Genomic DNA, 23929 nt, shown 5'->3' with positions numbered 1-23929 from the left:
TTATGGGGATTAAAGATTGGCCGCAAGGCGAAGGACCGCGTGAAAAGCTATTACTCAATGGCGCAGGTCAATTAACGGATGCTGAATTATTAGCAGTAATATTACGTAATGGTTTGGCGGGACAAAATGCACTGGATTTATCACGTCAATTAATTACGCAATTTGGCGGTTTGCGTAAATTATTTTCAGCGCCCAAGCAGCAAATTTGTAAAGTTGCCGGTATTGGACCGGTAAAATATGCTCAATTACAGGCCGCAGCGGAGATTTCTAAGCGAATTGCACGAGAAAATCTACAAAAAGGCCAAATTTTGACAAATCCTGATTTAACTCGGGACTATTTAATGAGACAATTAGCGGACCGATCCTATGAAGTGTTCGCCTTGCTATTGTTGGATAACCAACATAGAGTCATTCAATTTGTAGAATTATTCCGCGGAACTATTAATGCAGCCTCGGTTTACCCCCGTGAGGTGGTGAGCTTAGTGCTGGAAAAAAACGCCGCGGCTGTAATAGTATGCCACAACCATCCATCAGGCATTGCAGAGCCCAGTCAAGCTGATCGGCGAATAACTGAGCGAATAAAAATTGCATTAGAAACTATCGATGTTTCTTTGTTAGATCATATGGTTGTGGGTGATAAAGAGATAGTATCCTTCGCTGAGCGAGGATGGATGTGTTAATCACTACTTGATCTTATGTAGCTAATCGTGTATAAAATGCGCCCTCTTTGTGCCTCGGGCGACGGCCATACGAGGCACATTAATGCTCGAGCGTTAAAAATTTGTTTTGGAGAAGATTGACATGTCAAGAGTATGCCAAGTAACTGGCAAGAAGCCTATGGTTGGTAACAACCGTTCGCACGCTAAAAATTCGACTCGTCGTCGTTTTTTACCTAACCTACAAAACCACCGTTTTTGGTTAGAAGAAGAAAAACGCTTCGTGCAACTACGTGTATCTACTAAAGGTATCCGTATTATCGACAAAAGAGGCATTGAAGTTGTTGTTAAAGAACTTCGTGCTCGTGGCGAAAAGGTATAATAGAAAATGGCTAAATCTAAAGGTAATCGTGAGAAGATCAAATTAGTCTCTAGTGCTAAAACTGGTCACTTCTACACTACTGAAAAAAATAAGCGTAACATGCCTGAGAAAATGGAGATCATGAAATTTGATCCTGTTATCCGTCAGCACGTTATGTACAAAGAAGCTAAAATCAAGTAATTGATTTATGCCTCTTTTAAAAAGCCCCTTTATTGGGGCTTTTTTTATGTCTGCAATAAAGTAAGCTATACTAATGGCTTAAAGACTTTAACTAAATCGCTGTCCTATAGTTTTTACACTTGCTAGCGAATTTTTATTTTCCCCTAAGTGATAATAAATGCTGTTCTAGTGAATTAAAATGCAATAGGATTGCATAAAGTGTGATGTCTTAGGGGTGTCCTACATCACAATACAGAAACTTAATTATTTAATGAGGTGAATTTGCCTGTGAGAACTACAGAACTGGTTGATGGATTTCGTCATTCTGCTCCTTATGTTAACGCCCACCGCGGTAAAACGTTTGTGGTCATGTTAGGCGGGGAAGCGCTAGCGAATAATCACTTTCGCGGCATTTTGAATGATGTGGCGCTATTACATTCTCTCGGGATTAAAATTGTTCTTGTTTATGGTGCAAGGCCGCAAATAGATGCGGGCCTTCAGGCCGCGGGGATTGAGCCTGCTTACCATAATGGTGTGCGTATTACAGATGAAGATACCTTAAAGGTAATCAAACAAGTTGCCGGAGCCGTTCAGTTTGATATTACTGCGCGCTTATCCATGAGCCTTGGCAATACGCCAATGCAAAATGCACAAATCAACTTAGTCTGCGGTAATTTTGTGATTGCTCAGCCTTTAGGGGTCGACGATGGTGTTGATTTTTGTTTAAGCGGCAAAGTTCGCCGTATCGACACTCAAGGCTTAAAACGCCAGTTAGAAAATAATTGTATAATTTTAATGGGACCAATAGCGGCTTCTGTTACGGGCGAAAGCTTTAATTTAACCGCAGAAGAAGTGGCAACCCAGGTTGCTGTAAAACTAAAAGCGGATAAAATTATTGGTTTTAGTGAAACCAATGGCCTGTCTGATGAAAATGGCAATGCGATTGCTGAACTGATGCCAAATCAAGCCATAGAGCATTTAGCCAAAATGGAACAAAATGGTTCAGCTTGTACCGGCATTACAGCGTTTGTTAAAGCCAGTATTGATGCTTGTCGTAATGGTGTACCACGTTGTCATTTAGTCAGCTATTTAGATGATGGTGCCTTACTTCAAGAACTGTTCTCCCGCGAAGGGATTGGTACCCAAATTGTCACAGAAAGCGCAGAGCGCTTACGCCGCGCAACTATTGGCGATATTGGTGGAGTATTGAATCTTATTCGTCCATTAGAAGAGCAAGGTATTTTAGTGCGTCGCTCACGTGAACAGTTAGAGATGGAAATCGAGCAATTTATGCTGATCGAACGCGATAACTTAGTCATTGGTTGTGCCGCGTTATATCCATTTGAAGAAGACAATGCCGGTGAGTTTGCCTGTTTAGTTGTTCATCCTGACTACCGAGATGCAGACCGAGGCAGCGTGTTGTTAAACAACATTATTGGTCAAGCGCGTGTTCGTGGTTATTCACGCCTATTTGCCTTAACAACGCGCAGTATTCACTGGTTTTTAGAGCATGGCTTCAACATTGTAGAAGTAGAAGCATTACCCGGTAAGAAAAAGCAGTTGTATAACTATCAACGTCGCTCAAAAATATTGGCACTGGATTTATAATCAAATAACCCAGTTGTCTCGTTAAATATGCCGGTCTGTCCGGCATTTTTTATGCCTGCCATTTATTAAATCGATAAGTTGACATAATATGTCGTTACTGGCAGATTAAATTTATTATTATCTTTTTATCCAGTGGAATACGTTTATGGACATTATTTCTCTTAGTGCTTTAGGGCCGTCAGCGCTATATAGCCTGATAGGTTTGTTAGCAGGACTGCTTGTTATTGCCGTTATAGTATTGCGTAAACCTATGCCTAAAAATGCTAAGTATGCCTCTATGGGGATCTTATTGGCTGTGTTTGGGGTATTTGTATTAACCTTATATCAGTCATATAACAGTGAGCTAAAATGGGATGATACGGGCGTATCACTTAATTTACCGTTATATAGCCAAGATTTTACCGCGAGTGACATTGATTGGCAGGCTTCGTACATCGCTGATTTAGCGATTCAAACCCAATTGCAGCCTAAATGGCGTATCAATGGATTAGGATTGCCTGGTTACGCTTTAGGCTGGTTTAAATTACAAAATGGCAATAAGGCCTTATTGTCAGTTGTTGCGGCGGAAAATGGCACACAAAAAGTGGTAATAGTGCCTATTATCGATAAAGATTATGTGATCATGATTAGCGTGGAGCAGCCAGATACTGCACTGGCTTTGCTCCATACTCAACTAACCCATTAAATGAGTGCTTGTGGGGACTTGATGAGGTTAATTATACCTTGGCTGTATTAATGCGTTTTTGACGTTGTGCTAACATGTCACCGACAAATACCACAAGCGCTAACCAAATAAATCCAAACGTTAGGCCTTTTTCCATATCAAAAGGTTCATTAAACAGCTTGATAGCCAAAATGAACATAATACTGGGGCCTATATATTGAAAGAAGCCTAGAATTGAAAATGGGATACGTACCGCGGCTCCCGCAAAGCAAAGTAATGGAATAGTGGTGACAATACCTGCTGCAATTAAGGTGAGATTCAAACTAAGGTTGTTAACTAGCATACTGGTAGCAGATGAATCTAGCGTCACCAATAAGTAACCTAAAGCGATGGGTAACAGCAATGCTGTTTCAACTAATAAGCCGGTTTTTGCATCGATATTGACCTTTTTACGCAGTAAGCCATAGAAACCAAAACTGGCGGCTAATGCAAGCGATATAAGTGGAATAGATCCAAACGAAATTAACTGTAGTAACACCCCAATGAAGGCTAGGCTCACAGCAACCCACTGCAATTTACGTAATCTTTCCCCAAGAAATAACATGGCTAAAAATACATTAAATAATGGGTTAATGAAGTAACCTAAACTGGCATCTAGCATGCGGTCATTATTGATGGCCCAAATAAAGATTAACCAATTGGCGGCGATTAATATCGAGGTGAAAACTAATACCGCAACTTGTTTAGGTTGTTTAAGCACTAAGCGTAAACGTCCAAATCCACCGATAAATTGCATTAATAGGATCATAAATACAAATGACCAAATTACTCGGTGCATCAAGATTTCAAGCGGAGACACTTGGATAAGTAATTTGAAGTAAAGCGGAGCAATTCCCCACATAACGTAGGCGCACACAGCAAGTATAACGCCTTTGCGGTATTCTAAATCAGGCATAAGTTCACAGGAATTGTCAGGTAAATGAGCGGGAGATTGTAGGCCTGATAGTCGCCCGACTCAAGTAAACTTATTTATCTTATTAGATTGCTGCTGTAAAGATTCTGCCTCAAAACTAACCCACCATATAGGTGCCCGTGCCGAAGGCAATATGAGTGCCTTCTTCGTTATGTAATTCCATACGACAAACTGACACCCGATTACCTGAGCGAATAACACTGCCTGTGCCAGTGAAAACCTGACCTCTACCTGGGCGAAGATAATCAATGCGCATATCAATGGTACCTAAGGTGGTGAGGCGTTGTTGTAATTCTTCAATTTGCCAATTATCTCGACTGCCAACTAACCCTGCAAACACCGTCAAGCCACCCACAACGTCCAGTATTGTTGCTGTTACTCCGCCATGAAGAATGTTTTGATGAATATTGCCAATTAATTCAGGTTTCATCTTAATGGCCACTTCTACGCCCTGAATATCGTAACGTATGATGTCTAATCCTAATAGATTATGAAACGGGACATGCTTATCGAAAATCTCTGCAACCTGCTGTAACACTTGAGCTTGAATGGGTGTTGTCATGTTCGTCCTTGCTTTCTATTAAACGTAGAGTATTTAATCTAGCGCTAATTCTAATCATTTGATAGAGGTGAATGTGGTTTAAGCCAAGACATCTGTGCATGGGTGCTTTAGAATAGTCGACTCATTTTGTTCCGTTCAACTAATTATGGATAAACCATTTTCCGCTAATGACATCACAACCCGTTCAATCTACTCATGCTGATTTATTAGCTGCTCAATTGCAGCAAGTCTTTGGTTATCGCGATTTTCGCGATGGGCAGCGTGAGGTTATTGAGCAAGCTTTATCCGGCAACGATACCTTGGTGATAATGCCAACCGGTGGTGGTAAAAGTATGTGCTACCAGTTACCAGCACTCGTTATGCCTGGGTTAACTATTGTGGTGTCACCGTTAATATCCTTGATGAAAGATCAAGTCGATAGCTTAAGGCAAAGTGGGGTTAGTGCGGCGTATTTAAATTCATCCTTACCACGGGAGCAAAGCGCCGCAATTTTGCGTCAGTTGCACCAGGGCGAAATAAAACTGCTTTACGTGTCTCCTGAACGGTTATTAAGACCGGACTTTATTGAGCGCATGCATGAGCTTACCATTTCATTATTTGCCGTTGATGAAGCGCATTGTATTAGTCAATGGGGTCATGATTTTCGACCTGAATATGCCGCATTAGGTGCGCTTAAACAGCATTTCCCCCACATTCCATTAATGGCATTAACGGCCACAGCAGACCATGCTACCCGTCAGAGTATTTGTGAGCGTTTGCATATTCAGCCCTATACTCTATTAGCCAGTTTTGATCGTCCAAACATTCGCTATACCGTAGCGGAAAAACTCAATGCAGCGAATCAATTACGCCAATACCTCCAAGTTCAAAATGGCGCCAGTGGGATTATTTATTGCAGCAGTCGACGCCGCGTTGATGAAGTGTCTGAGCGCTTACGTTTACAAGGTTTTAACGCGCAAGGTTACCATGCGGGCATGAGTCAGGATGACAGAGCGGATATACAGGATAAATTTTTAAAAGACCAAGTCGACATAGTCGTTGCGACAGTGGCATTTGGTATGGGGATCAATAAATCGAATGTGCGGTTTGTGGTGCATTACGATATTCCTAAAAGTATTGAATCCTACTACCAAGAAACAGGCCGTGCCGGTCGAGATGGGTTAGAAGCCGAAGCCTATATGTTATTTGACCCCGCCGATATCGGCAGGGTTAGACACTTGATTGAACAATCTGAACCGGGTCCGCAACAACAGGTTGAGTTTCATAAGTTACATACCATGGCCGCGTTTGCTGAAGCGCAAACTTGCCGTCGTCAGGTACTACTGCATTATTTTGATGAGAGTGCCTCTGAACCCTGTGGTAACTGTGATATTTGTCTTGACCCCCCTAAACGATACAACGGTACAGAAGATGCGCAAAAAGTGCTTTCTTGTGTATTTCGATTACAACAACGCTTTGGCATGCATCATATTATTGATGTGCTAAGAGGTTCTAAAGCTGCCAATGTGATGGATAGGGGTCACGACAAGCTGACAACCTGGGGAATTGGTGCAGATAAGTCCGCCGAACATTGGTTAAGTGTACTTAGGCAATTGATTCATCTTGGCTTAGCGAGTCAAGACATTACCCGTGGCTCCAGTATTCGCTTAAATCCCGCCGCCCGACCGATTTTAAAAGCTGAAATGGCGTTGATGTTAGCTGAGCCGCGGATCCAGTTACTCGATGTGAAACGTAAGCCTAATACCCGCTCAGTGCAGCAATATGATCGTAAGTTGTTTGCACGCTTAAAGCTATTGCGGCGTGAGCTTGCTGAACAACACGATATACCACCTTATTTGGTGTTTAATGATGCAACGCTAGCTGAAATGTCTGCCATGTTACCCACAAGTCCAGGTGAAATGCTGGCTGTAAATGGCGTAGGTCAAATTAAACTAGACCGCTTCGGTGGTGAGTTTCTTGATGAGATCAGTGACTATTTAGCCAACAGCTAATGTCTCGGTTATCAGGCCATAAAACGCTGCTAAATTAAAAATGTTCAAGTAGAACACCAAATAACAGCCATTACCTCTAATCCAGTTTGTTTAGTATTTTATTTACTACTTTGGTGCCACTTCTGTAAATTGCCTAGCTGATTTAATTCTGCACGTTTAATTAAGCTATCAAGGTTGTCCAGCTGCTGCAGGCTGGCAATGCCAAAGTTAACTTTAATTGATTGATATGGCTGAATAGTAATCGCAAGTTGATTAACTACTCTTGTAGCGCCTTCATCGGATGTGAAGGGCAGTAATACAGCTATTTGGTTGCTTTTTTGGCGCAAAATTTTATCTTGCTCTCGTAAGACTTGCTGCATTGCTCCTTGTACTATCGCAATATCCACATCACGCATATTGATGGTGTCCAGGAGCAACAATGTAAGCGGATTATGGCTCTGCTTCGCTAAGCTTAACATTGCATCTATTTGCTGTAATGGGTCGTCATTATTTCTCAAGTTGAGTTCAGTTTTAGGCTTGCGAGAGATGAAGAAAATAAACGATGCCAATAAAATAAAAATAGCTAAACTTAATAGCGCGATATTTTGTGCTTGAAAGGTTAACGATGATGGGTCTATTTGTTGGGTAATATTTTCAATGGGTTCGCGATTAGCCTTGAGCTGCGCAATGCGTGTATTAGTCAGTTTTTCACTGGCCTTTTGACTTGCAGCATATTTAAGTTCTTGCTGATGAAACGCTAATTTATATTGATTGTTGCTGCTGTAATGTTGACTTAGAATTTGATGAAACTCTACTAGATCAAAAAATTGATTATTATCATTGGCTTGGGCAATATTTTGATCCATTAGCGATAACGCTTGCTGGTTTTTATCTTGAGCGAAATAAATCATTGCTAAAGTACGTTTAGCCCGCATTAATTTAATATTGTCATTAGTATTGATAAAATGCTTGATGCTTTTTTCAATAGCGGTTTCTGCTGAGAGTAAATGACCCAGGTGCAGTTCGATATAAGCCGTTTGGGCATTAAAATTAGCTTGGTTATTTAAGTTATCTGGTTCAGGTGACAGGGTTTTAGTTAACGCTAAATAGTGCTCTGCAGATTTTAAATCACCTGAAGAGATAGAAATTCGTGCCAAGTAAAACCCCACTGCGGTGGCAATCACACCATTAGCCTGATGTGAGGCTTGTGCTTCTTTTGCATAGGCTAATGCAGCTAATAAATCACCAGAAGAGTACATTAAATTACTCATTACTAGTGCCAAGTATGGTTCGGGCAGCATGTACCATGAAGGAGTTTGAGTTTTGGCAACAGGATATAAGTCTATGGCGACTTTGATATCTTCAGATGCTTGTGAGAAGGTTTCATTAGTATTATTTCTGGTACTTCTAGTCATTAAGCCCTGAACTAATGCTTGAGGCTGGTTATATAGCTGAGCTAATTTAATCGATTCCTCATTGACGAGTGCGGCCAGAATTTGTTCCCCCTCAAAATCCAATGCACTTGCTTCACAGGCCAGAAAATAGGGTTTGGCTAAATCTATACGCATTTTTTGAGCCATATCGACGCCAACTTTGGCTACTTTAATGGCTTGTGAATTTAAACCCAAATTAATCAGATTAAAACAACTTAACAAATGTAATCTCAAATAATGACGGTCAGAAAAAGGCGTTGCTTGATGCAAAGAATCAAGTTCATCAATCAGTTTTTTAGCCTGGGCTGGATACTGTGGTGACAGCCAATCGATGTAATCGAGCTTTTCTGTTTTCGTTTTAAGCTGATAATCAGCATGAGTTAGTGCGGGTGGGTAAGTTGCAGCCAAAGCTGTGTTGCTGTTTAAGGATAATGCTGCAGTAATCAGTATCAGTGATCCTGTGATAAATAAGCAATACACACGTATAAACCGCTGCAACAAAAACATGATGACCTATAGGGACTGTTAAAAAGATGTCTGAGTAGTGTTGAGTATACCGATTTCACGCTAAATAATGCACAAAATTAGTGACTAAGTTAGAAGTGAAACAATGAGATAGCTCAATTTATTACGCTATTTATTCAATGATTATTCATTTTAATTGTCACTCATATTATTCAACTTAGTAAAAAGGGGGTTGACACTGAGGCGTTGCCAAGGTAATTATTAACCCAAGAGAAAATTTGATAACTGTAAAAATAGAATAGATATTTAAAAATTATGAATAACACTAACGTACTTCTAGGGCTCCTTCTCCTCATTCGCAGAAACTGCGCGGAGCCTGTTGTGCTGAATGTGAATTAATTTTCTCACCAATCACAAACCCCGCGCATGATGTCGCGGGGTTTTTTGTTTATACGCATTTGAAAATGTATTAATTACCGAGAAGCAATTGCCGATTTAGTTTAAAAAGCAAAGGCAAAAATGGAGTAAAGTCGATGTCTGATAGAGTCATAATTTTTGATACCACATTAAGAGATGGTGAGCAGGCTTTGGCGGCCAGTTTGACGGTGAAAGAAAAACTTCAAATCGCATTAGCATTAGAACGTCTTGGTGTAGATGTCATGGAAGTAGGGTTTCCTATTTCATCACCTGGTGATTTCAAGTCGGTACAAACTATTGCCCAAACCATTAAAAACAGTCGTGTCTGTGCGCTAGCACGTGCCCTAGAAAAAGACATTGATGCAGCAGCTCAAGCCTTATCTGTGGCAGAGCAGTTCCGTATTCATACCTTTATTTCTACTTCAACTATTCATGTTGAAAGCAAATTAAAACGCAGCTTTGATGATGTGCTAGAAATGGCCGTTAACGCGGTTAAATATGCGCGTAAATTTACCGATGATGTTGAGTTTTCCTGTGAAGATGCCGGCCGTACACCGATTGATAATTTATGTCGTATGGTTGAAGCGGCAATTACTGCGGGTGCGCGCACCATTAATATCCCGGACACCGTCGGCTATACCATCCCAAGTGAATTCGGCGGCATTATTCAGACCTTGTTTAATCGCGTCCCTAATATCGATCAAGCGGTAATTTCAGTGCATTGCCACGACGACTTAGGATTGTCGGTTGCCAATTCGATTACCGCCGTTGAAATGGGGGCTCGTCAGATTGAGTGTACTATTAATGGTATTGGTGAGCGTGCAGGTAACTGTTCTCTTGAAGAAATCGCGATGATTTTATCGACTCGCAAAGGCTTATTAGATCTAGAATGTGGCATTAACGCCAAAGAGATTTATCGTACTTCAAGTTTGGTTAGCCAGTTATGTAATATGCCTATTCAGGCCAATAAAGCGATTGTTGGTGCGAATGCCTTTTCACATTCGTCAGGTATTCACCAGGATGGCATGTTAAAAGCCAAAAATACTTACGAAATTATGACCCCAGAAAGCATTGGCTTAAATCGTAATAATTTGAATATGACCTCGCGTTCAGGCCGTCATGTGATTAAGCATCGCATGGAAGAAATGGGTTATTTGACGACTGATTATGATATGGACAGTTTGTACGATCAGTTCTTAAAATTAGCCGATAAAAAAGGCCAAGTATTTGATTATGACCTTGAAGCCTTAGTGTTTATGGAATCACGAGCTCAAGATGATGATAACTATGAATTACAACACATGATGGTGCATTCAGATTCAACCGAAGGTGTGGCGACAGCCACTATTCGTATTATGGTTGATGGCGAGCAAAAAACGGAAGCTGCCACAGGTAACGGTCCAGTTGATGCAGCATACAACGCGATTGCCCGAGCAACTGGGCGTGAGATAAATATTACTAGCTATAAATTAGGTGCTAAAGGTGAAGGCCAAAACGCATTAGGGCAAGTGGATATTACCGCCAAATATAATGGCCAAAACTTCCACGGCGTTGGTTTGGCTACCGACGTAGTTGAGTCGTCAGCGCAAGCGTTAGTGCATGTGATGAACTTAACTTATCGTGCCGATAAAGTGGCTGATTTTAAACAACAGATTCATAAAGATAGGGAGTTAGGTGGCGTATGAGTTATCAAGTAGCAGTATTGTCGGGTGATGGTATCGGTCCTGAAGTGATGGCTGAAGCACGTAAAGTGCTTGTCGAAGTCGAAGCACGCTTTAACCTCGATATTAAATACACCGAATATGATGTAGGCGGCATTGCGATTGATAATCATGGCTGCCCATTACCCGATGCCACATTAAAAGGCTGTGAAGCCGCCGATGCGATTTTATTTGGTAGCGTTGGTGGTCCAAAGTGGGAAAAACTACCGCCTAACGACCAACCTGAGCGCGGTGCATTATTACCGCTTCGTGGTCACTTTGAATTGTTTTGTAATCTACGTCCTGCAAAATTACACAATGGCTTAGAGCATATGTCACCATTACGTAGTGACATATCAGCCCGTGGTTTTGACGTGTTGTGCGTGCGTGAGCTAACCGGTGGCATTTACTTTGGCAAGCCAAAAGGGCGCCAGGGCGAAGGGGATGATGAAGAAGCATTTGACACTATGCGTTATAGCCGCCGCGAAATTAGCCGTATTGCCCGTATCGCATTTGAAGCGGCGCGCGGTCGCAAAAATAAAGTCACCTCGGTCGATAAAGCCAACGTGCTAGCGTGCTCGGTATTATGGCGTCAAGTGGTTGAAGAAGTTGCGATCGATTTCCCAGATGTTGAGCTGGAACATATCTATATTGATAATGCGACCATGCAATTGTTACGTCGCCCAAATGAGTTCGATGTGATGTTATGTTCAAACCTTTTTGGTGACATTATCTCTGATGAAATCGCCATGTTAACCGGTTCTATGGGTCTATTATCATCGGCCAGCATGAACAGCACAGGTTTTGGTTTGTTTGAACCCGCTGGTGGCAGTGCGCCAGACATTGCAGGGCTTGGTATTGCCAACCCAGTAGCGCAAATTTTATCTGCAGCATTAATGCTACGTCACAGCTTTAAAGAAGAAGCCGCGGCAACCGCCATTGAGCGTGCCGTAAGTAAAGCATTGTCGGCGGGCTATTTAACCGGCGAGTTATTAACAGCAGAGAAGCGCGACCAAGCCAAATCGACTAAGCAAATGGGTGACTTCATCGCTAATGCTATTAAGGAAGGTGTCTAATGATGCAAACTAGCGCAAAAACATTGTACGAAAAAGTATGGGATGCACACATAGTCGCCAGCCCAGAAGCTGAGGCGCCAATTATTTATGTGGATCGTCATTTAGTGCATGAAGTGACATCACCGCAAGCGTTTAGTGGCTTAAAGGTTGCGGGACGTAAATTACGCGCACCAGAAAAAACTTTTGCCACCATGGATCACAACACTTCAACTAAAAGTGCCAGCCTTGATGCGCTAAGCCCAATGGCACGCATTCAAGTTGAAACTCTAGCGCAAAACTGTAAAGACTTTGGTGTGCGCTTATATGATATTCATCATCCCAACCAAGGTATTGTGCATGTAATGGGGCCTGAGTTAGGTATTACATTACCTGGCAGTGTTATTGTCTGTGGTGACTCGCATACTGCTACACATGGTGCGTTTGGCGCACTGGCATTTGGTATTGGTACCTCTGAAGTTGAGCATGTATTGGCGACACAAACCTTACGTCAATTAAAAGCCAAAACCATGCGAGTAGAAGTGCGTGGCAGTGTCACTGACGGCGTGACAGCTAAAGATATCGTATTAGCCATTATTGGTAAGCTTGGCATGGACGGTGGCACAGGTTATGTGGTCGAATTTTGTGGTGATGCAATTGCCGCATTATCCATGGAAGGCCGTATGACCTTATGTAATATGGCCATTGAAATGGGCGCAAAAGCTGGCATGGTAGCACCTGATCAAACTACTTTTGACTACTTAAAAGGGCGCGAATTTACACCAAAAGGCCAAGATTGGGAGAAGGCGGTTGCCGCTTGGTCTGAATTGAAAACCGATTTAGATGCCCAGTTTGATGCGCAAGTAGTGCTAGAAGCGAAAGATATTGCGCCGCAGTTAACCTGGGGAACTAACCCTGGTCAAGTGGTTGCAATTGATGGCGTAGTACCTAATCCAGATGATGAGACCAATAGCACTGAGCGCAACAGTATCATTAAGGCATTAGAGTATATCGGCCTGACATCGGGCACAAAAATGACCGATGTGACCATCAATAAAGTGTTTATTGGCTCGTGCACTAATTCGCGCATTGAAGATTTACGTTCCGCTGCCGCACACGCTAAAAATCGTAAAGTGGCGGCAGGTGTTGTGGCTATTGTTGTGCCGGGTTCTGGCCAAGTGAAGTTGCAGGCAGAAGCTGAAGGTTTAGATAAAATATTTATTGAAGCCGGCTTTGAGTGGCGTTTACCGGGTTGTTCGATGTGTTTAGCCATGAATGATGACCGTTTAGAAGCCGGCGATCGCTGCGCATCAACCAGCAATCGTAACTTTGAAGGTCGTCAGGGCCGGGGTAGCCGTACTCACTTAGTGAGCCCGGCCATGGCCGCGGCAGCGGCAATAGCCGGTCATTTTGTTGATATTCGCAAACCTTACTAAACCGATAAAGGAGAGAAACATGCAAGCATTTACTGCCCATACCGGTTTAGCGGTAACCATTGATAGTGCCAATATTGATACCGACCAAATTATTCCAAAGCAATTTTTGTCTAAAGTGACCCGAGATGGTTTTGGGGTTCATTTATTTCACGATTGGCGTTATTTAGACGATGCAGGTGATCAACCTAATCCTGAGTTTGTGTTAAATCATCCTCGTTATAAAGGTGCCTCAATTTTACTCACCCAAGAAAATTTTGGCTGTGGATCAAGCCGTGAGCATGCTCCTTGGGCATTAGCGGATTTTGGTTTACGGGTGATTATCGCGCCTAGTTTTGCTGATATTTTTTACGGCAACTCAATTAACAATGGTTTGTTACCGGTAAAATTAGCGGCTGATCAAGTGCAGCAATTAATGAATGAAGTCGCGGCCAAAGAAGGTGCTGAAATTACTGTCGATTTACAAGCGCTGCAAGTTACCTCACCAACAGGTGCTGTGTTTAGTTTTAGTCTTACTGAATCAGCGCGTCATAAATTGCTAAATGGTTTAGATGCCATAGGATTAACCTTGTCGTTTGAGCAAAGCATCACCGATTATGAAGCTAATATTCCAGCTTGGTATGCATAAAACTTACCGCTAAAAGGTGGGTTAATTTTTTAAAAACCTTCTAGCAATAGAAGGTTTTTTTATTGGATACCATTTAATTACATTGAGTTTTCTTTAGTGCGCAACTTTAAGCTCTTATTAAGCCTAGTTGCATTTTGTAGCGTTTGTGAATAAGGTGTTTCATTTTTGTGTTTGGCTAATGGACTTTTCGCTTACATGGAGCTGGGTTAAATGAGAGCAAGTTATTAATGAAACTATCTTTTAGATGCTCGTTATTATTAGTGATGGTGCTAGTCTCGCTAGTGCCGATTATTTCTATGGCGGTATGGTCGAATCATAATGTATTTGAAGATGAATATCGGACGGTAGAAGAAAAGCATTTACTACTCGCCAAAAATATTTCTCAGGCATTAGAGCGCTATGCCATTGATGCTTTAGCTATTTTTACTCGTGCGAGTGATTCAGTGGTATCGCAAACCTTAGCAACAGAATTTATTCAGTTGATGCAGGATGTCGATGTTATTTCATTAGGTGAATTTGATCAGCATGGCAAATTACAAGCGGTTATTTTTGGTCCTGAAAACTCACAGCCTACCTCGTTAACCTCTTCATTAAACCCATTTAATTTAACTGATATTAATCGTAGCCGCTTCACCCCAATCCATAAAAAAGGTGTTACCAAGCCGACCTTATATATGATCCGCCAAAGTGATGATAAACGCATATGGCTCGCCACTATGCACTCTAGCTATATCGAACAATTACAATCAGCGGTTAAATTTGGTCAAGGCGGGCATGCTGCTATTGTTGATCAACAAGGTAATGTATTAGCCCATCCGAATAAGTTATGGCAACAAGAAAGTAAAGACATCAGCGCCATCAGTGTAGTGCAAAATATGATGATGGGTGGTTCAGGCGTTATGGCGTTTTATTCTCCGGCGGCAAAGGTTGACATGATAGCCGGCTATACCGTGGTACCGAGCACAGGATGGGGGGTGATGATCCCCCAGCCAAAAAGTGAATTATTAGCCCGTGCAGATGAACAAGCCGGCATTATTTTAACGCTAGCAATTAGTGCCTTTATTGTTTGCGTTGTCATTTCGTGGTGGATCTCTGGGTTAATTACGCGTCCGATTGCGTTATTAATTGATACTACTAATGGTTTAACCTTTGCCCCTAACACCTTAAAAAAACTGCCTTTATCGCGGTTAACAACCAAAGAGTTTGTGCAGCTTTTTGAAAGTTTTAACCATATGTCTGAAGAGATTAAAAAAAGTCGCTATGAGTTAGAGCGTCGCGTAGCTGATAGAACAGCAGATTTGGCACAAGCCCAGACAAAAGCGCTGCACTTGGCTAATCATGATATGGTCACAGGGTTACCTAACCGCATGGCGATTAGAGATATGATCCAAAACTTATTATCCGAAAAGCGTCACTTTTCATTATTATTTATCGATCTTGATGGTTTTAAGTTGATCAATGATAACTATGGGCATGGCATTGGTGACTTATTACTTAATGAGGTGGCTAAGAGAGTCAGCCGAGATCTGTTTCATGGTGATATTATTGCCCGCTACGGCGGCGATGAGTTTATTGTATTGTTGCCCAACAAAGACCAGGCGCAAACCGCTAACTTTGTTGCCAATAAAGTATTGGATATTATAAAGTTACCTTATGAATTAGAGGGGCATACTTTGTTTGTAGGTGCTTGTATTGGGGTGGCATTGTGTCATGGAGATGATGTGGATACAGATAGCTTGATTCACCGAGCAGATATTGCCATGTACAAAGCCAAGCATAATGGCAAAGATCAAATATCTATTGCGCAAGATGCTGTTTTTTGTGATAGCTAGCCAAACTTAACTCAATCAGTTAATGGTTCTACCTTAGTTGATCCCGTCGTGGTGAATTTATCATCACCACCTTTAGTGCTGCTGGGCAAGTGGCTGGATGACATATTAGGCCCAATGCAGATTATGCGGCAAATAAATCTGAAGTGCGTTATTCTCAACCGCAAGTGGTGGGAGAGGTTCCTATAATTGTGGTTCAAGTTAATGGCTGTTAGAAACAGTTTTAAAGATAATAGGCTATACAATGGATAAAAAAGACTTAAAGTTACTTGATATTTTGCAGCATCAGGGCCGTATTTCAATAGCCGACTTAGCTGATAAAATGAATATGTCTGATACCCCTTGTTTACGCAGAGTGAAAAAGCTGGAACAAGATAAAGTGATTATAGGCTATCAAGCCCAGCTAGATCCGCAAAAACTCGATCTTAATATCAGTGCGTTTATCTATGTTCGATTGGCTGATTGCACCAGTATTAAAGCGGATAAGTTTGAATTAGAGATGACTAAGCTGAAGCAAGTGATGGAATGTGCCGTGATCACTGGCGAATATGATTACATGCTTAAAATTGTCGCGAAAGATTTGTTGAGTTTAGAATGTTTGATTAAACAAAATATCAATAACATTGATAATGTTGCTCAAGTTCATTCAACGGTGGTGTTAAAGCCGGTGTTTAGCCGCACTATGTTGCCGTTAGAGCAGTAGACATACATGACTAAAATGCCGTATTACTGCTAATAGTAATACGGCATTTTAGTCAGTGTCAGACAATAAGTAGCTGTTAAATAAAATTATATTATCCAGAGCTGAGGTTGTTTAGCTAGCTGTTTCCATTGATTTAATAAACGCATTAGATTCAGCAATCGACTTGTTCATCTCTTTAATCAAGCTTGAAATGTCAGTCTGTAGGCTGCTGAATTCGCCTTTAATTGCGCCAATAGCCTGCGCATTAAGGTTGTGTTTTAAATACAGCATATTATCTTTCATCGCAGTTAAAATGGGCGGCATTTTAGCTTCAGCTCTGCGCATACTTTTCACTAAAGAGTTGTATGAACGCTGAGTCTCTTTCAGTTTGCTAGTGCTGTTACGACGTAAACTGGCCTTGCTGATTTCATCTATTTCAGATTGCCATTCTTCAAATAATGCTTCAGCCACATCTTCTACTTTATCTATACGATTACTCACATCATCAGCTGCAGCCTGCGCTGACTCATATTCGTCTTTAGCTTTGTTATAGGCTTTTTCTAAATCGCCGCCATCAAATGCCAGTAATGCCTGCATTTCAGCTAATGCAGAACTAAATTGCTCTTGCGCTTCTTCCTGTGACTCTTTTGCATCTTGCACTCGGTCGACCATAATATCACGCTTGTGATAGCCGACTTTTTCCATCGCGCCATAATAAGCACTTTGACAACCACCTAATGAAAGGGTGCTTGCTGCTAACGTTAAAGCAAGTCCGATGTTAATTATTTTTGAGGTTTTCATTTGGTTTCTCTTATTGTTTCTCTTATTGATTGTTACGCAGCAGACTTAAACTTTGCAGCATCAATAATGGCCCATAAATGAAATATTGCGCCTATGATAGCGGGTACAATGAGTACCCCAAAAAAGTATCCAGTACCTACAATGCAAAAGAAAGCGATAGCAGCTAAAAATCGACCTTGTAATAATTGTCCCAGTCCAGGGAAAAATAAACTCGCGACAGCGGCTAATACATTGCCAGCAGATCCTTGTTGTGACATAAATTCGTTCCTTTGGTTTGCATCTCATTTGTTATAACATTGTACGAAGTTGAAAGGTGATTACAATGAATATCTTACCTATCGTTTGTTGAATAAGGATAAATATGGCCAGTCGTATCACTATGGCATCCCTAAAGAAGTTTTTTATTGGGAGTTGGGAATTCTTATTACATCTCAAGCCTCGGCTTGATGAAGACCAAATTAATATTCGCGCCGGGCATTTAACCTATGTAACGTTATTATCACTGGTGCCTATGGTCGCGGTGACTATGTCGATGTTGTCGGCTTTTCCGGTGTTTGAGGGCATTAGAGAGCATATCGAAGGGTTTATGTATCAGAACTTTTTGCCCGCAGCCGGAGATACAGTACAAGTTTATATTAATGAGTTTGTCAGTAATGCTTCTAAAGGGACCTTTGTAGGGATTATAGCCTTAGTCTTTGTTGCCATTATGCTGATTTCTGCCATTGATAAGTCGTTGAATAGTATTTGGCGGGTCACAGAAAAGCGCTCTTATGTGGTGTCTTTTTCTATGTATTGGATGGTGCTGACCTTAGGCCCGGTGCTAATGGGGGCCAGTATTGTGGCTTCTTCCTATCTTGCCTCTTTGGAGCTATTGAGCGATACCGAGCTTTCAGGTTTTTTACCCTGGCTTATGGCACAGTTACCGATGATATTTTCTGTTGCCTCTATTTTGCTGCTGTATATGGTTGTGCCCTATAAAAAAGTGCATTTTTTACATGCGCTTTTGGGCGCTATAGTGGCAGCGGTATTGTTTGAGGCAGGTAAAAAAGGTTTTGCTTTTTATGTTACTCAATTTCCTAGCTATGAGGCCATTTATGGTGCGCTCGCGGTTATCCCTATTTTGTTTGTTTGGGTTTATATCTCTTGGATTATAGTGTTATTGGGTGCGGTTATTACCGCTTCATTACCTGAGTATTTAGATCAGCATGTTGCTCAATTACTGCATCAAATGATCCCAGAGCTGGATGATAAGCCTGCTGCTGACAATAACTCCATCGTTCATTCAGTGGTTGAAAAAGATATTTTGGAACCATCCGATGAAGATGAGAGTACGGCAACTCAGTCATCTCATTCAAATCAGTCATCGCAAACGACTGACAAAAAGATTAAGTCAACGTCTTGAGCTTAGCGTTTATTCGCCATGCAATGGTTGATGTTGGCGAGGGTGTCACGCTTTCGGTGTCGCAATATGGCCGCCTAGGCGCTAAACCTGTGCTGTATTTACATGGTGGCCCTGGTGCAGGTTGTCATGCCAGTGACGTGACTTTGTTTGAATACCTAGACTTACACGTATTTTTTATTGATCAACGAGGATGCGGCCGCTCACAAGGTGGTGATTTAAGTACTAATACTTTACCCGCTTTAATTGACGATATTGAGGTTGTGCGACAGTATTTTGCTATCGAAAAATGGGCTATCGTGGGTGGGTCTTATGGTGCGACACTAGGGTGGTTATACAGTGGATTATATCCTGCTAGGGTAAGTGAGCAAGTGTATTGGGGCTTGTTTTTAGCTAATACAGCAGCACGTGATTGGTTATATGGCCCTAATGGCGCGGCACAATTTTTTATCGATGCTTATCAAGCATTCAAGCCTGCAGCCGATGCACAAACAGAAGATGCTCAGATTGAAGATACAGCACAGTTATTATCTGCTTATGACACATTGTTACACTCATCAGACCCGCAACAAAGACAACACGCTATTTGGGCATGGAATCAGTGGGAGCAAGCTTTGGCTTCGCCAATGCTAGTTCATGTTATGGGGACTGGGCCTGAACTCACTTCAATCGCTCATATTGAACACCACCATGCCATGCATCATTATTTTTCTGCACCTGAGTTGTTTGAGCAAATAGCGCGGCGAGTTTCTGCAAAAACTCATTTAATTCAAGGCGAGTTAGATTGGGTGTGTCCTGCTCATTTACTGACGGATTTCTTACAAAAGGCCCAACACCATTATTTAACGGTAGAGCATGTAAAGTCCGGATACCATAGTTTGAGTGATATGAAGATGCTGCGTGCAGTGATGCAAGGTATCGCAAGTATTTGTTAAACGATAACGAATATGAGTCAACGCAGAACAGCCAATTTATACCTGTTATAAGCCGTTTTTAAGGAGTGAAATTACATTATGATTGGACTGATACAAAGGGTTAAACACGCCAAAGTGACTGTGGCAGATGAAACAACTGGCGAGATTAATCAAGGTTTGTTGGTGTTGTTAGGTGTTGAGCGTGAAGATGATATTGATAAAATGCAAAAGTTGGCCACCAAGATCAGTAAGTATCGAGTGTTTAGCGATGAAAATGGCAAAATGAATTTGAATATATCCCAGGTTGGCGGCCAATTGCTGGTGGTTTCTCAGTTCACTTTGGCAGCAGATACAGGTAAAGGATTACGCCCCAGTTTTTCTGGTGCAGCGACCCCCGAGCAAGCCAATACTTTGTATGAGGCGTTTGTTGCATACTGTGGTGAGCTTGGGCTTGACACTCAAACAGGACGTTTTGGTGCTGATATGCAAGTATCCTTGATTAACGATGGCCCAGTGACCTTCAGTTTACAGGTATAAAGTATGACTCAGCATCAACCGCTAATAGAAGAACTGGTGAGCACCTGGTATCAAACCATTCCGCTCAGTCAGTTTATGCAGATTGAGGTGTTGTCATTTACTGATGCGATTAATTTACCAACAAATATTGAACTTGCAGCTTCCCATGCTGAGGTGCCTTTATCTAAAATCAGTGAGCTAATAACCACAGCACCGTTAGCACCCAATATTAACCTGCATCAAACCATGTTTGCCGGCAGTATTTATACTTTGATGACCTTAACGGGTTGGGGCATGGTATGGCTGCAACAGCAGTTGGCCTCGGTCTCGGGTGACATTGTGCTTGCTGATGCGCAGGTGAACTATATTGCGCCAGTGCGTCAACAACCTACCGCGAGAGTGATTTGGCCAGCATTAGACTTGTCACCGCTGACACGAGGGCGGCGAGTTAAAGCCGAGCTTACGGTTGAACTCTGGTGTCAGGATGTATTATGCGCTCGTTTTTGTGGCGTTTATGTATCTTTACCTTCTGCTAAATAGGTGTTCATTCTATTTTTTAGAACCTTAGTGTCGATTTATTCCGCTATTATTCCATTTATTAGTAAGTATACTGTTGTTATTCCATCAAGGCAGCGATTCAACGTGTTTGAACGTACAGGGGTCCAGTGCTGAAGATGACGACACGACTTTAAGGAATAATCATGAACAAAGTATTAATGTTGAAATCGAGTATTTTAGGCGAGCATTCACAATCATCAGTATTATTAGATGACTTGGCAATGTTATTTAAAGATAAAGGTGCAGCAATCACTACCCGCGATTTGGCACTAGACCCAGTACCTGTATTAGATGGTGAACTGGCAAATGGTTTACGTGGTGGCGATAATTTATCTTCGCGTCAACTCGATGCCTTAGCGTTATCTGATAAATTAGTCGCTGAGCTCCAGCACAATGACACCATAGTATTAGCTGCTCCTATGTATAACTTTATGATCCCTACACAACTTAAAGCTTGGATTGATTTTATTGCCAGAGCAGGTGTGACATTTACCTATACAGATAAAGGGCCACAGGGATTATTAACCGGCAAAAAAGCCGTGATTGTGGCTTCCAGTGGCGGTATGCATAAAGATGCTGGCAGTAACCATGTCGTGCCTTATTTAACCACAGTATTAGCGTTTATTGGCATTACAGATGTAGAAGTTATTTATGCTGAAGGGTTAAACATGGGCGCAGATATTGCCGCATCAGCAATGACAAATGCAAAGCAAGCGTTAAAAGCAATATCATTGTAATTATTCGATTACTTATTAAAAAAATCCCGTAAATGCCCATGATTGAATATACTCAATCATGGGCATTTTTTATGATAATGTATTAACTTTTACCCAGATATATTATTTCGCTAAGCGGTGAGGTGAATGACAAAAACGCAAAAATGGTCGGCAGTTGGCTTTATTGTTACCGCACTATTTTTAGTGCCTCTATTAATGATTGCAGCACAACTCATTACCAGCACAGATGGCCAAAGCCGATATGGTATTAATGCTGAAAATTTAGCACCCTTAAATTTTCAATGGCAAGACACTAAGCTTAATACGCATATTTTTCCTGCTAATTCTGGTCAGTTCACTTATTTGTTTGCTGGATTTTTGTCTTGTTCAGAAATCTGTCCAATACGCATTCAGCAATTACATCAGCTTGAAAATGCCATTGCCCAAGATACTGAATTGGGCCAAGCAGATATAGTATTTATGTTTATTACTATTGACCCAGATAATGATACTCCAGCAATTCGACAGCAAATGATTGATGCCCAGTCAGCTAGATTTGTCAGTGCCGCGCTGGCAGAATCTGATCTATTGAGGTTTTCCCAGCATTTGTCTGAAAATATTCATGCGTATTCACCTACTAATAATCACGTAGGTAATCTATATTTAATTGCACCGAATGGACATATTGGTCGTATTTATACAGCCAAACAACTTTCGACCGACAAGATGTTAGCTGAATTAAGACAATATATAACATCGAAATAAAGGATCGCTATGATTGAATCGCAAGCCATTGAACGATTATTAAAAAATGATGCATATGTATACCGAATATTATTAATGCAAGCACCGTTACTTATTTTGAGTGGTTTTTTTGGTGCGAAAATGCTCATGTTTACCGGTGTTTCAGCGGTTGCTATCGCAGTGTTAGTGCAGGCAAGTTACAGCATGCTTAAAGGTACGCCGTTATTTGGTATTGTTGCAGCTGTAATCATGATGACGGTATCTGCGCTATTAGTGCAAAGCCAAATGGGTATGATTGAAATGCATTTTCATATCTTTGCTTCTATGGCTATTTTTTTGATTTATCAGCGTTGGCAGCCTTTGTTAGCCTCTTTATTAACTGTTGCCGCCCATCATGTGATATTTACCTATATTCAGCTTTCAGGTGGTAGTTTTTTTGATACACCTATAATGATTTTTGCCGGCGATTGTAATTGGAGCATTATGTTTGTACATGCTTTATTTGCTGCTGTTGAAACGATGATTTTAATTAAAATATCACTCTTCATGCGTGAAGACTCATCGGCGAATATACGCATCGCCGATGCTATTGAGCAAATTTCGGCTAATAAAGACTTATCTATTAGGCTGAGCCCTGCTACGACTTCAGCAGAGAGTGCATTTAATTTGATGCTGGAAGAGCTGAGTCAGTTGTTCAGTGATTATCATGATATTGCCGCGAAGATGACTAAGACGTCAGATCAATTACTGATGTTAAGCGAGCATACTCAAGAGGCTATGAATCATCAGCAGCATCAGGCTCATTCAATTTCGCAAACGGCGCAAAATGTGATTCAGTATTTTCACCAGGTTACAGATAACAGCAAATTATCAGCAGAGCAGGCACACACAGCAGCTTCATCTAGCGTGCAAGATAGACAAAGTGCATTGTCGATCATGAAGGACATGCAGTTATTAGAAAGTAATACCACAGAGGTAACCGAATCTTTAACCGATTTAACCAAAGATGTCACTGCCATCACCACCTTATTACAAGCTATTCGCAGTATTTCTGAGCAAACTAACTTGCTGGCATTAAACGCGGCGATTGAAGCTGCAAGAGCGGGTGAAAGTGGCCGTGGTTTTGCTGTGGTTGCCGATGAAGTGCGCGCTTTAGCACAACGAACTAGTCAATCAACTGATGAAATTGCCAAAGTATTAAGTCGATTAAATAACAGTATGCTGAAAACAGTTGAGTCAATGGATGAAGGCAAGCAACGTACTACGGCTAATGTGGCCCATACAAACGTTATTGCATCGGGACTGGCGGAACGAGCTAATCAAATTGAGCAAGTTGCTAGCTTAAGCCGTCATGTTGCTGATGATACAGAACAGCAGGGTAAGCAGTTAAGTCATATTGGCAGCGAAATGAGCGACAACATGAACACAGTTACCTTGTTATCAGAGCAAATTGCTAAGTTAGCTAATGGAGTGACCAGCATGAAAGCAATTACTGAAGAGTATCAAACCAAAGCGGCGATATATCGTGTTTAATTACATGCTTTAACATGTCTGTGTTTAAGGAAAAATGCGACTCGAATGAGTCGCATTTTTGTTAAAGCTAAGCAATTAGGCTTAACGGTAAGAGTTTAAATACTCTGATACGTAACTGCGTAGCTTTTTCTGGTT

The 23929-nt window shown here is 41.5% G+C and carries 23 protein-coding genes and 1 pseudogene; 19 read left to right on the top strand and 5 right to left on the bottom strand.

Annotated elements, in window-relative coordinates; genetic code table 11:
* The first annotated feature begins 2 nt into the window (after positions 1 to 2).
* The 5 genes from radC to ACRWQM_RS16775 all read left to right on the top strand — a co-directional run bounded on the left by radC (position 3) and on the right by ACRWQM_RS16775 (position 3490).
* Positions 3 to 680: a RadC family protein gene (radC, locus tag ACRWQM_RS16795; protein WP_434930697.1), complete on the top strand. Its 678-nt coding sequence runs from the start codon at positions 3 to 5 to the stop codon at positions 678 to 680.
* 121 nt (positions 681 to 801) lie between these two features.
* Positions 802 to 1038, top strand: a complete 237-nt coding sequence (gene rpmB, locus ACRWQM_RS16790; RefSeq protein ID WP_235086910.1) for a 50S ribosomal protein L28 — start codon at positions 802 to 804, stop codon at positions 1036 to 1038.
* 6 nt (positions 1039 to 1044) lie between these two features.
* The gene (rpmG, locus tag ACRWQM_RS16785; RefSeq protein ID WP_226411801.1) at positions 1045 to 1218 is read left to right on the top strand and encodes a 50S ribosomal protein L33; all 174 of its coding nucleotides are present in this window, start codon (positions 1045 to 1047) and stop codon (positions 1216 to 1218) included.
* 267 nt (positions 1219 to 1485) lie between these two features.
* On the top strand, positions 1486 to 2805 hold the full coding sequence (gene argA / locus ACRWQM_RS16780; protein ID WP_434927887.1) for an amino-acid N-acetyltransferase: 1320 nt from the start codon (positions 1486 to 1488) through the stop codon (positions 2803 to 2805).
* Positions 2806 to 2950: 145 nt separating this feature from the next.
* Positions 2951 to 3490, top strand: coding sequence for a PH domain-containing protein (locus ACRWQM_RS16775; RefSeq protein ID WP_434930696.1), 540 nt, complete (start codon positions 2951 to 2953; stop codon positions 3488 to 3490).
* A 31-nt stretch (positions 3491 to 3521) separates the two neighbouring features.
* On the opposite strand, the gene rarD is transcribed toward ACRWQM_RS16775, so the two are convergent.
* Entirely contained in the window at positions 3522 to 4424 is a 903-nt protein-coding gene (gene rarD, locus ACRWQM_RS16770; protein ID WP_434930695.1) for an EamA family transporter RarD, read from the bottom strand.
* A gap of 115 nt (positions 4425 to 4539) precedes the next feature.
* Positions 4540 to 5004 carry a thioesterase family protein gene (locus ACRWQM_RS16765; protein ID WP_434927891.1) on the bottom strand — a complete coding sequence of 155 codons (465 nt, stop codon included), beginning with the start codon at positions 5002 to 5004 and terminating at the stop codon, positions 4540 to 4542.
* A 167-nt stretch (positions 5005 to 5171) separates the two neighbouring features.
* Here ACRWQM_RS16765 and recQ point away from each other — a divergent pair, with 167 nt between their 5' ends.
* Entirely contained in the window at positions 5172 to 6995 is a 1824-nt protein-coding gene (gene recQ / locus ACRWQM_RS16760; protein WP_226411791.1) for a DNA helicase RecQ, read from the top strand.
* A 98-nt stretch (positions 6996 to 7093) separates the two neighbouring features.
* Here recQ and ACRWQM_RS16755 read toward each other — a convergent pair whose 3' ends face one another.
* Complete coding sequence (locus tag ACRWQM_RS16755) at positions 7094 to 8815, bottom strand: hypothetical protein (RefSeq protein ID WP_434930694.1); 1722 nt, start codon at positions 8813 to 8815, stop codon at positions 7094 to 7096.
* A 590-nt stretch (positions 8816 to 9405) separates the two neighbouring features.
* Here ACRWQM_RS16755 and leuA point away from each other — a divergent pair.
* From leuA to ACRWQM_RS16725, 6 genes are all read left to right on the top strand, one after another.
* A complete protein-coding gene (leuA, locus tag ACRWQM_RS16750) occupies positions 9406 to 10974 on the top strand; it encodes a 2-isopropylmalate synthase (RefSeq protein WP_434927894.1) in 1569 nt (522 codons plus the stop codon).
* Positions 10971 to 12065, top strand: a complete 1095-nt coding sequence (gene leuB, locus ACRWQM_RS16745; protein WP_434927896.1) for a 3-isopropylmalate dehydrogenase — start codon at positions 10971 to 10973, stop codon at positions 12063 to 12065. The genes leuA and leuB overlap by 4 nt, the downstream gene beginning before the upstream one ends.
* Positions 12065 to 13477, top strand: a complete 1413-nt coding sequence (leuC, locus tag ACRWQM_RS16740; RefSeq protein WP_434930693.1) for a 3-isopropylmalate dehydratase large subunit — start codon at positions 12065 to 12067, stop codon at positions 13475 to 13477. The genes leuB and leuC overlap by 1 nt, the downstream gene beginning before the upstream one ends.
* A 19-nt stretch (positions 13478 to 13496) precedes the next feature.
* Entirely contained in the window at positions 13497 to 14102 is a 606-nt protein-coding gene (gene leuD / locus ACRWQM_RS16735; protein ID WP_434927899.1) for a 3-isopropylmalate dehydratase small subunit, read from the top strand.
* Positions 14103 to 14329: 227 nt separating this feature from the next.
* A complete protein-coding gene (locus ACRWQM_RS16730; protein WP_434930692.1) occupies positions 14330 to 15934 on the top strand; it encodes a diguanylate cyclase domain-containing protein in 1605 nt (534 codons plus the stop codon).
* A 241-nt stretch (positions 15935 to 16175) separates the two neighbouring features.
* Positions 16176 to 16634: an Lrp/AsnC family transcriptional regulator gene (locus ACRWQM_RS16725; RefSeq protein WP_434927903.1), complete on the top strand. Its 459-nt coding sequence runs from the start codon at positions 16176 to 16178 to the stop codon at positions 16632 to 16634.
* Between the two features lie 111 nt (positions 16635 to 16745).
* Here ACRWQM_RS16725 and ACRWQM_RS16720 read toward each other — a convergent pair whose 3' ends face one another.
* Complete coding sequence (locus ACRWQM_RS16720; protein WP_434927904.1) at positions 16746 to 17414, bottom strand: DUF2959 domain-containing protein; 669 nt, start codon at positions 17412 to 17414, stop codon at positions 16746 to 16748.
* 32 nt (positions 17415 to 17446) lie between these two features.
* Positions 17447 to 17671, bottom strand: coding sequence for a hypothetical protein (locus tag ACRWQM_RS16715; protein ID WP_226411773.1), 225 nt, complete (start codon positions 17669 to 17671; stop codon positions 17447 to 17449).
* Positions 17672 to 17775: 104 nt separating this feature from the next.
* Between ACRWQM_RS16715 and ACRWQM_RS16710 the strand changes: the two are divergent.
* The 7 genes and pseudogenes from ACRWQM_RS16710 to ACRWQM_RS16680 all read left to right on the top strand — a co-directional run.
* Positions 17776 to 18615 (top strand): annotated as a pseudogene (locus ACRWQM_RS16710) (virulence factor BrkB family protein); the annotation flags it as partial.
* A 197-nt stretch (positions 18616 to 18812) separates the two neighbouring features.
* Positions 18813 to 19748 (top strand): alpha/beta fold hydrolase, encoded by a 936-nt coding sequence (locus ACRWQM_RS16705; RefSeq protein WP_434930691.1) that lies wholly within the window; start codon positions 18813 to 18815, stop codon positions 19746 to 19748.
* Positions 19749 to 19826: 78 nt separating this feature from the next.
* The gene (dtd, locus tag ACRWQM_RS16700; protein WP_434927908.1) at positions 19827 to 20264 is read left to right on the top strand and encodes a D-aminoacyl-tRNA deacylase; all 438 of its coding nucleotides are present in this window, start codon (positions 19827 to 19829) and stop codon (positions 20262 to 20264) included.
* A gap of 3 nt (positions 20265 to 20267) precedes the next feature.
* Positions 20268 to 20783: a thioesterase domain-containing protein gene (locus ACRWQM_RS16695; protein ID WP_434930690.1), complete on the top strand. Its 516-nt coding sequence runs from the start codon at positions 20268 to 20270 to the stop codon at positions 20781 to 20783.
* Between the two features lie 161 nt (positions 20784 to 20944).
* Complete coding sequence (locus tag ACRWQM_RS16690) at positions 20945 to 21538, top strand: FMN-dependent NADH-azoreductase (protein WP_434927911.1); 594 nt, start codon at positions 20945 to 20947, stop codon at positions 21536 to 21538.
* A gap of 126 nt (positions 21539 to 21664) precedes the next feature.
* Positions 21665 to 22282, top strand: a complete 618-nt coding sequence (locus tag ACRWQM_RS16685; protein ID WP_434930689.1) for an SCO family protein — start codon at positions 21665 to 21667, stop codon at positions 22280 to 22282.
* A 9-nt stretch (positions 22283 to 22291) separates the two neighbouring features.
* Positions 22292 to 23794, top strand: coding sequence for a methyl-accepting chemotaxis protein (locus tag ACRWQM_RS16680; RefSeq protein WP_434930688.1), 1503 nt, complete (start codon positions 22292 to 22294; stop codon positions 23792 to 23794).
* Positions 23795 to 23929 lie beyond the last annotated feature (135 nt).

The organism is Shewanella sp. HL-SH5 (assembly GCF_051163755.1).
In the GTDB taxonomy this organism is placed as follows: Bacteria; Pseudomonadota; Gammaproteobacteria; order Enterobacterales; family Shewanellaceae; genus Shewanella; species Shewanella glacialimarina.
This window is presented reverse-complemented; position numbering and strand designations above follow the sequence as displayed.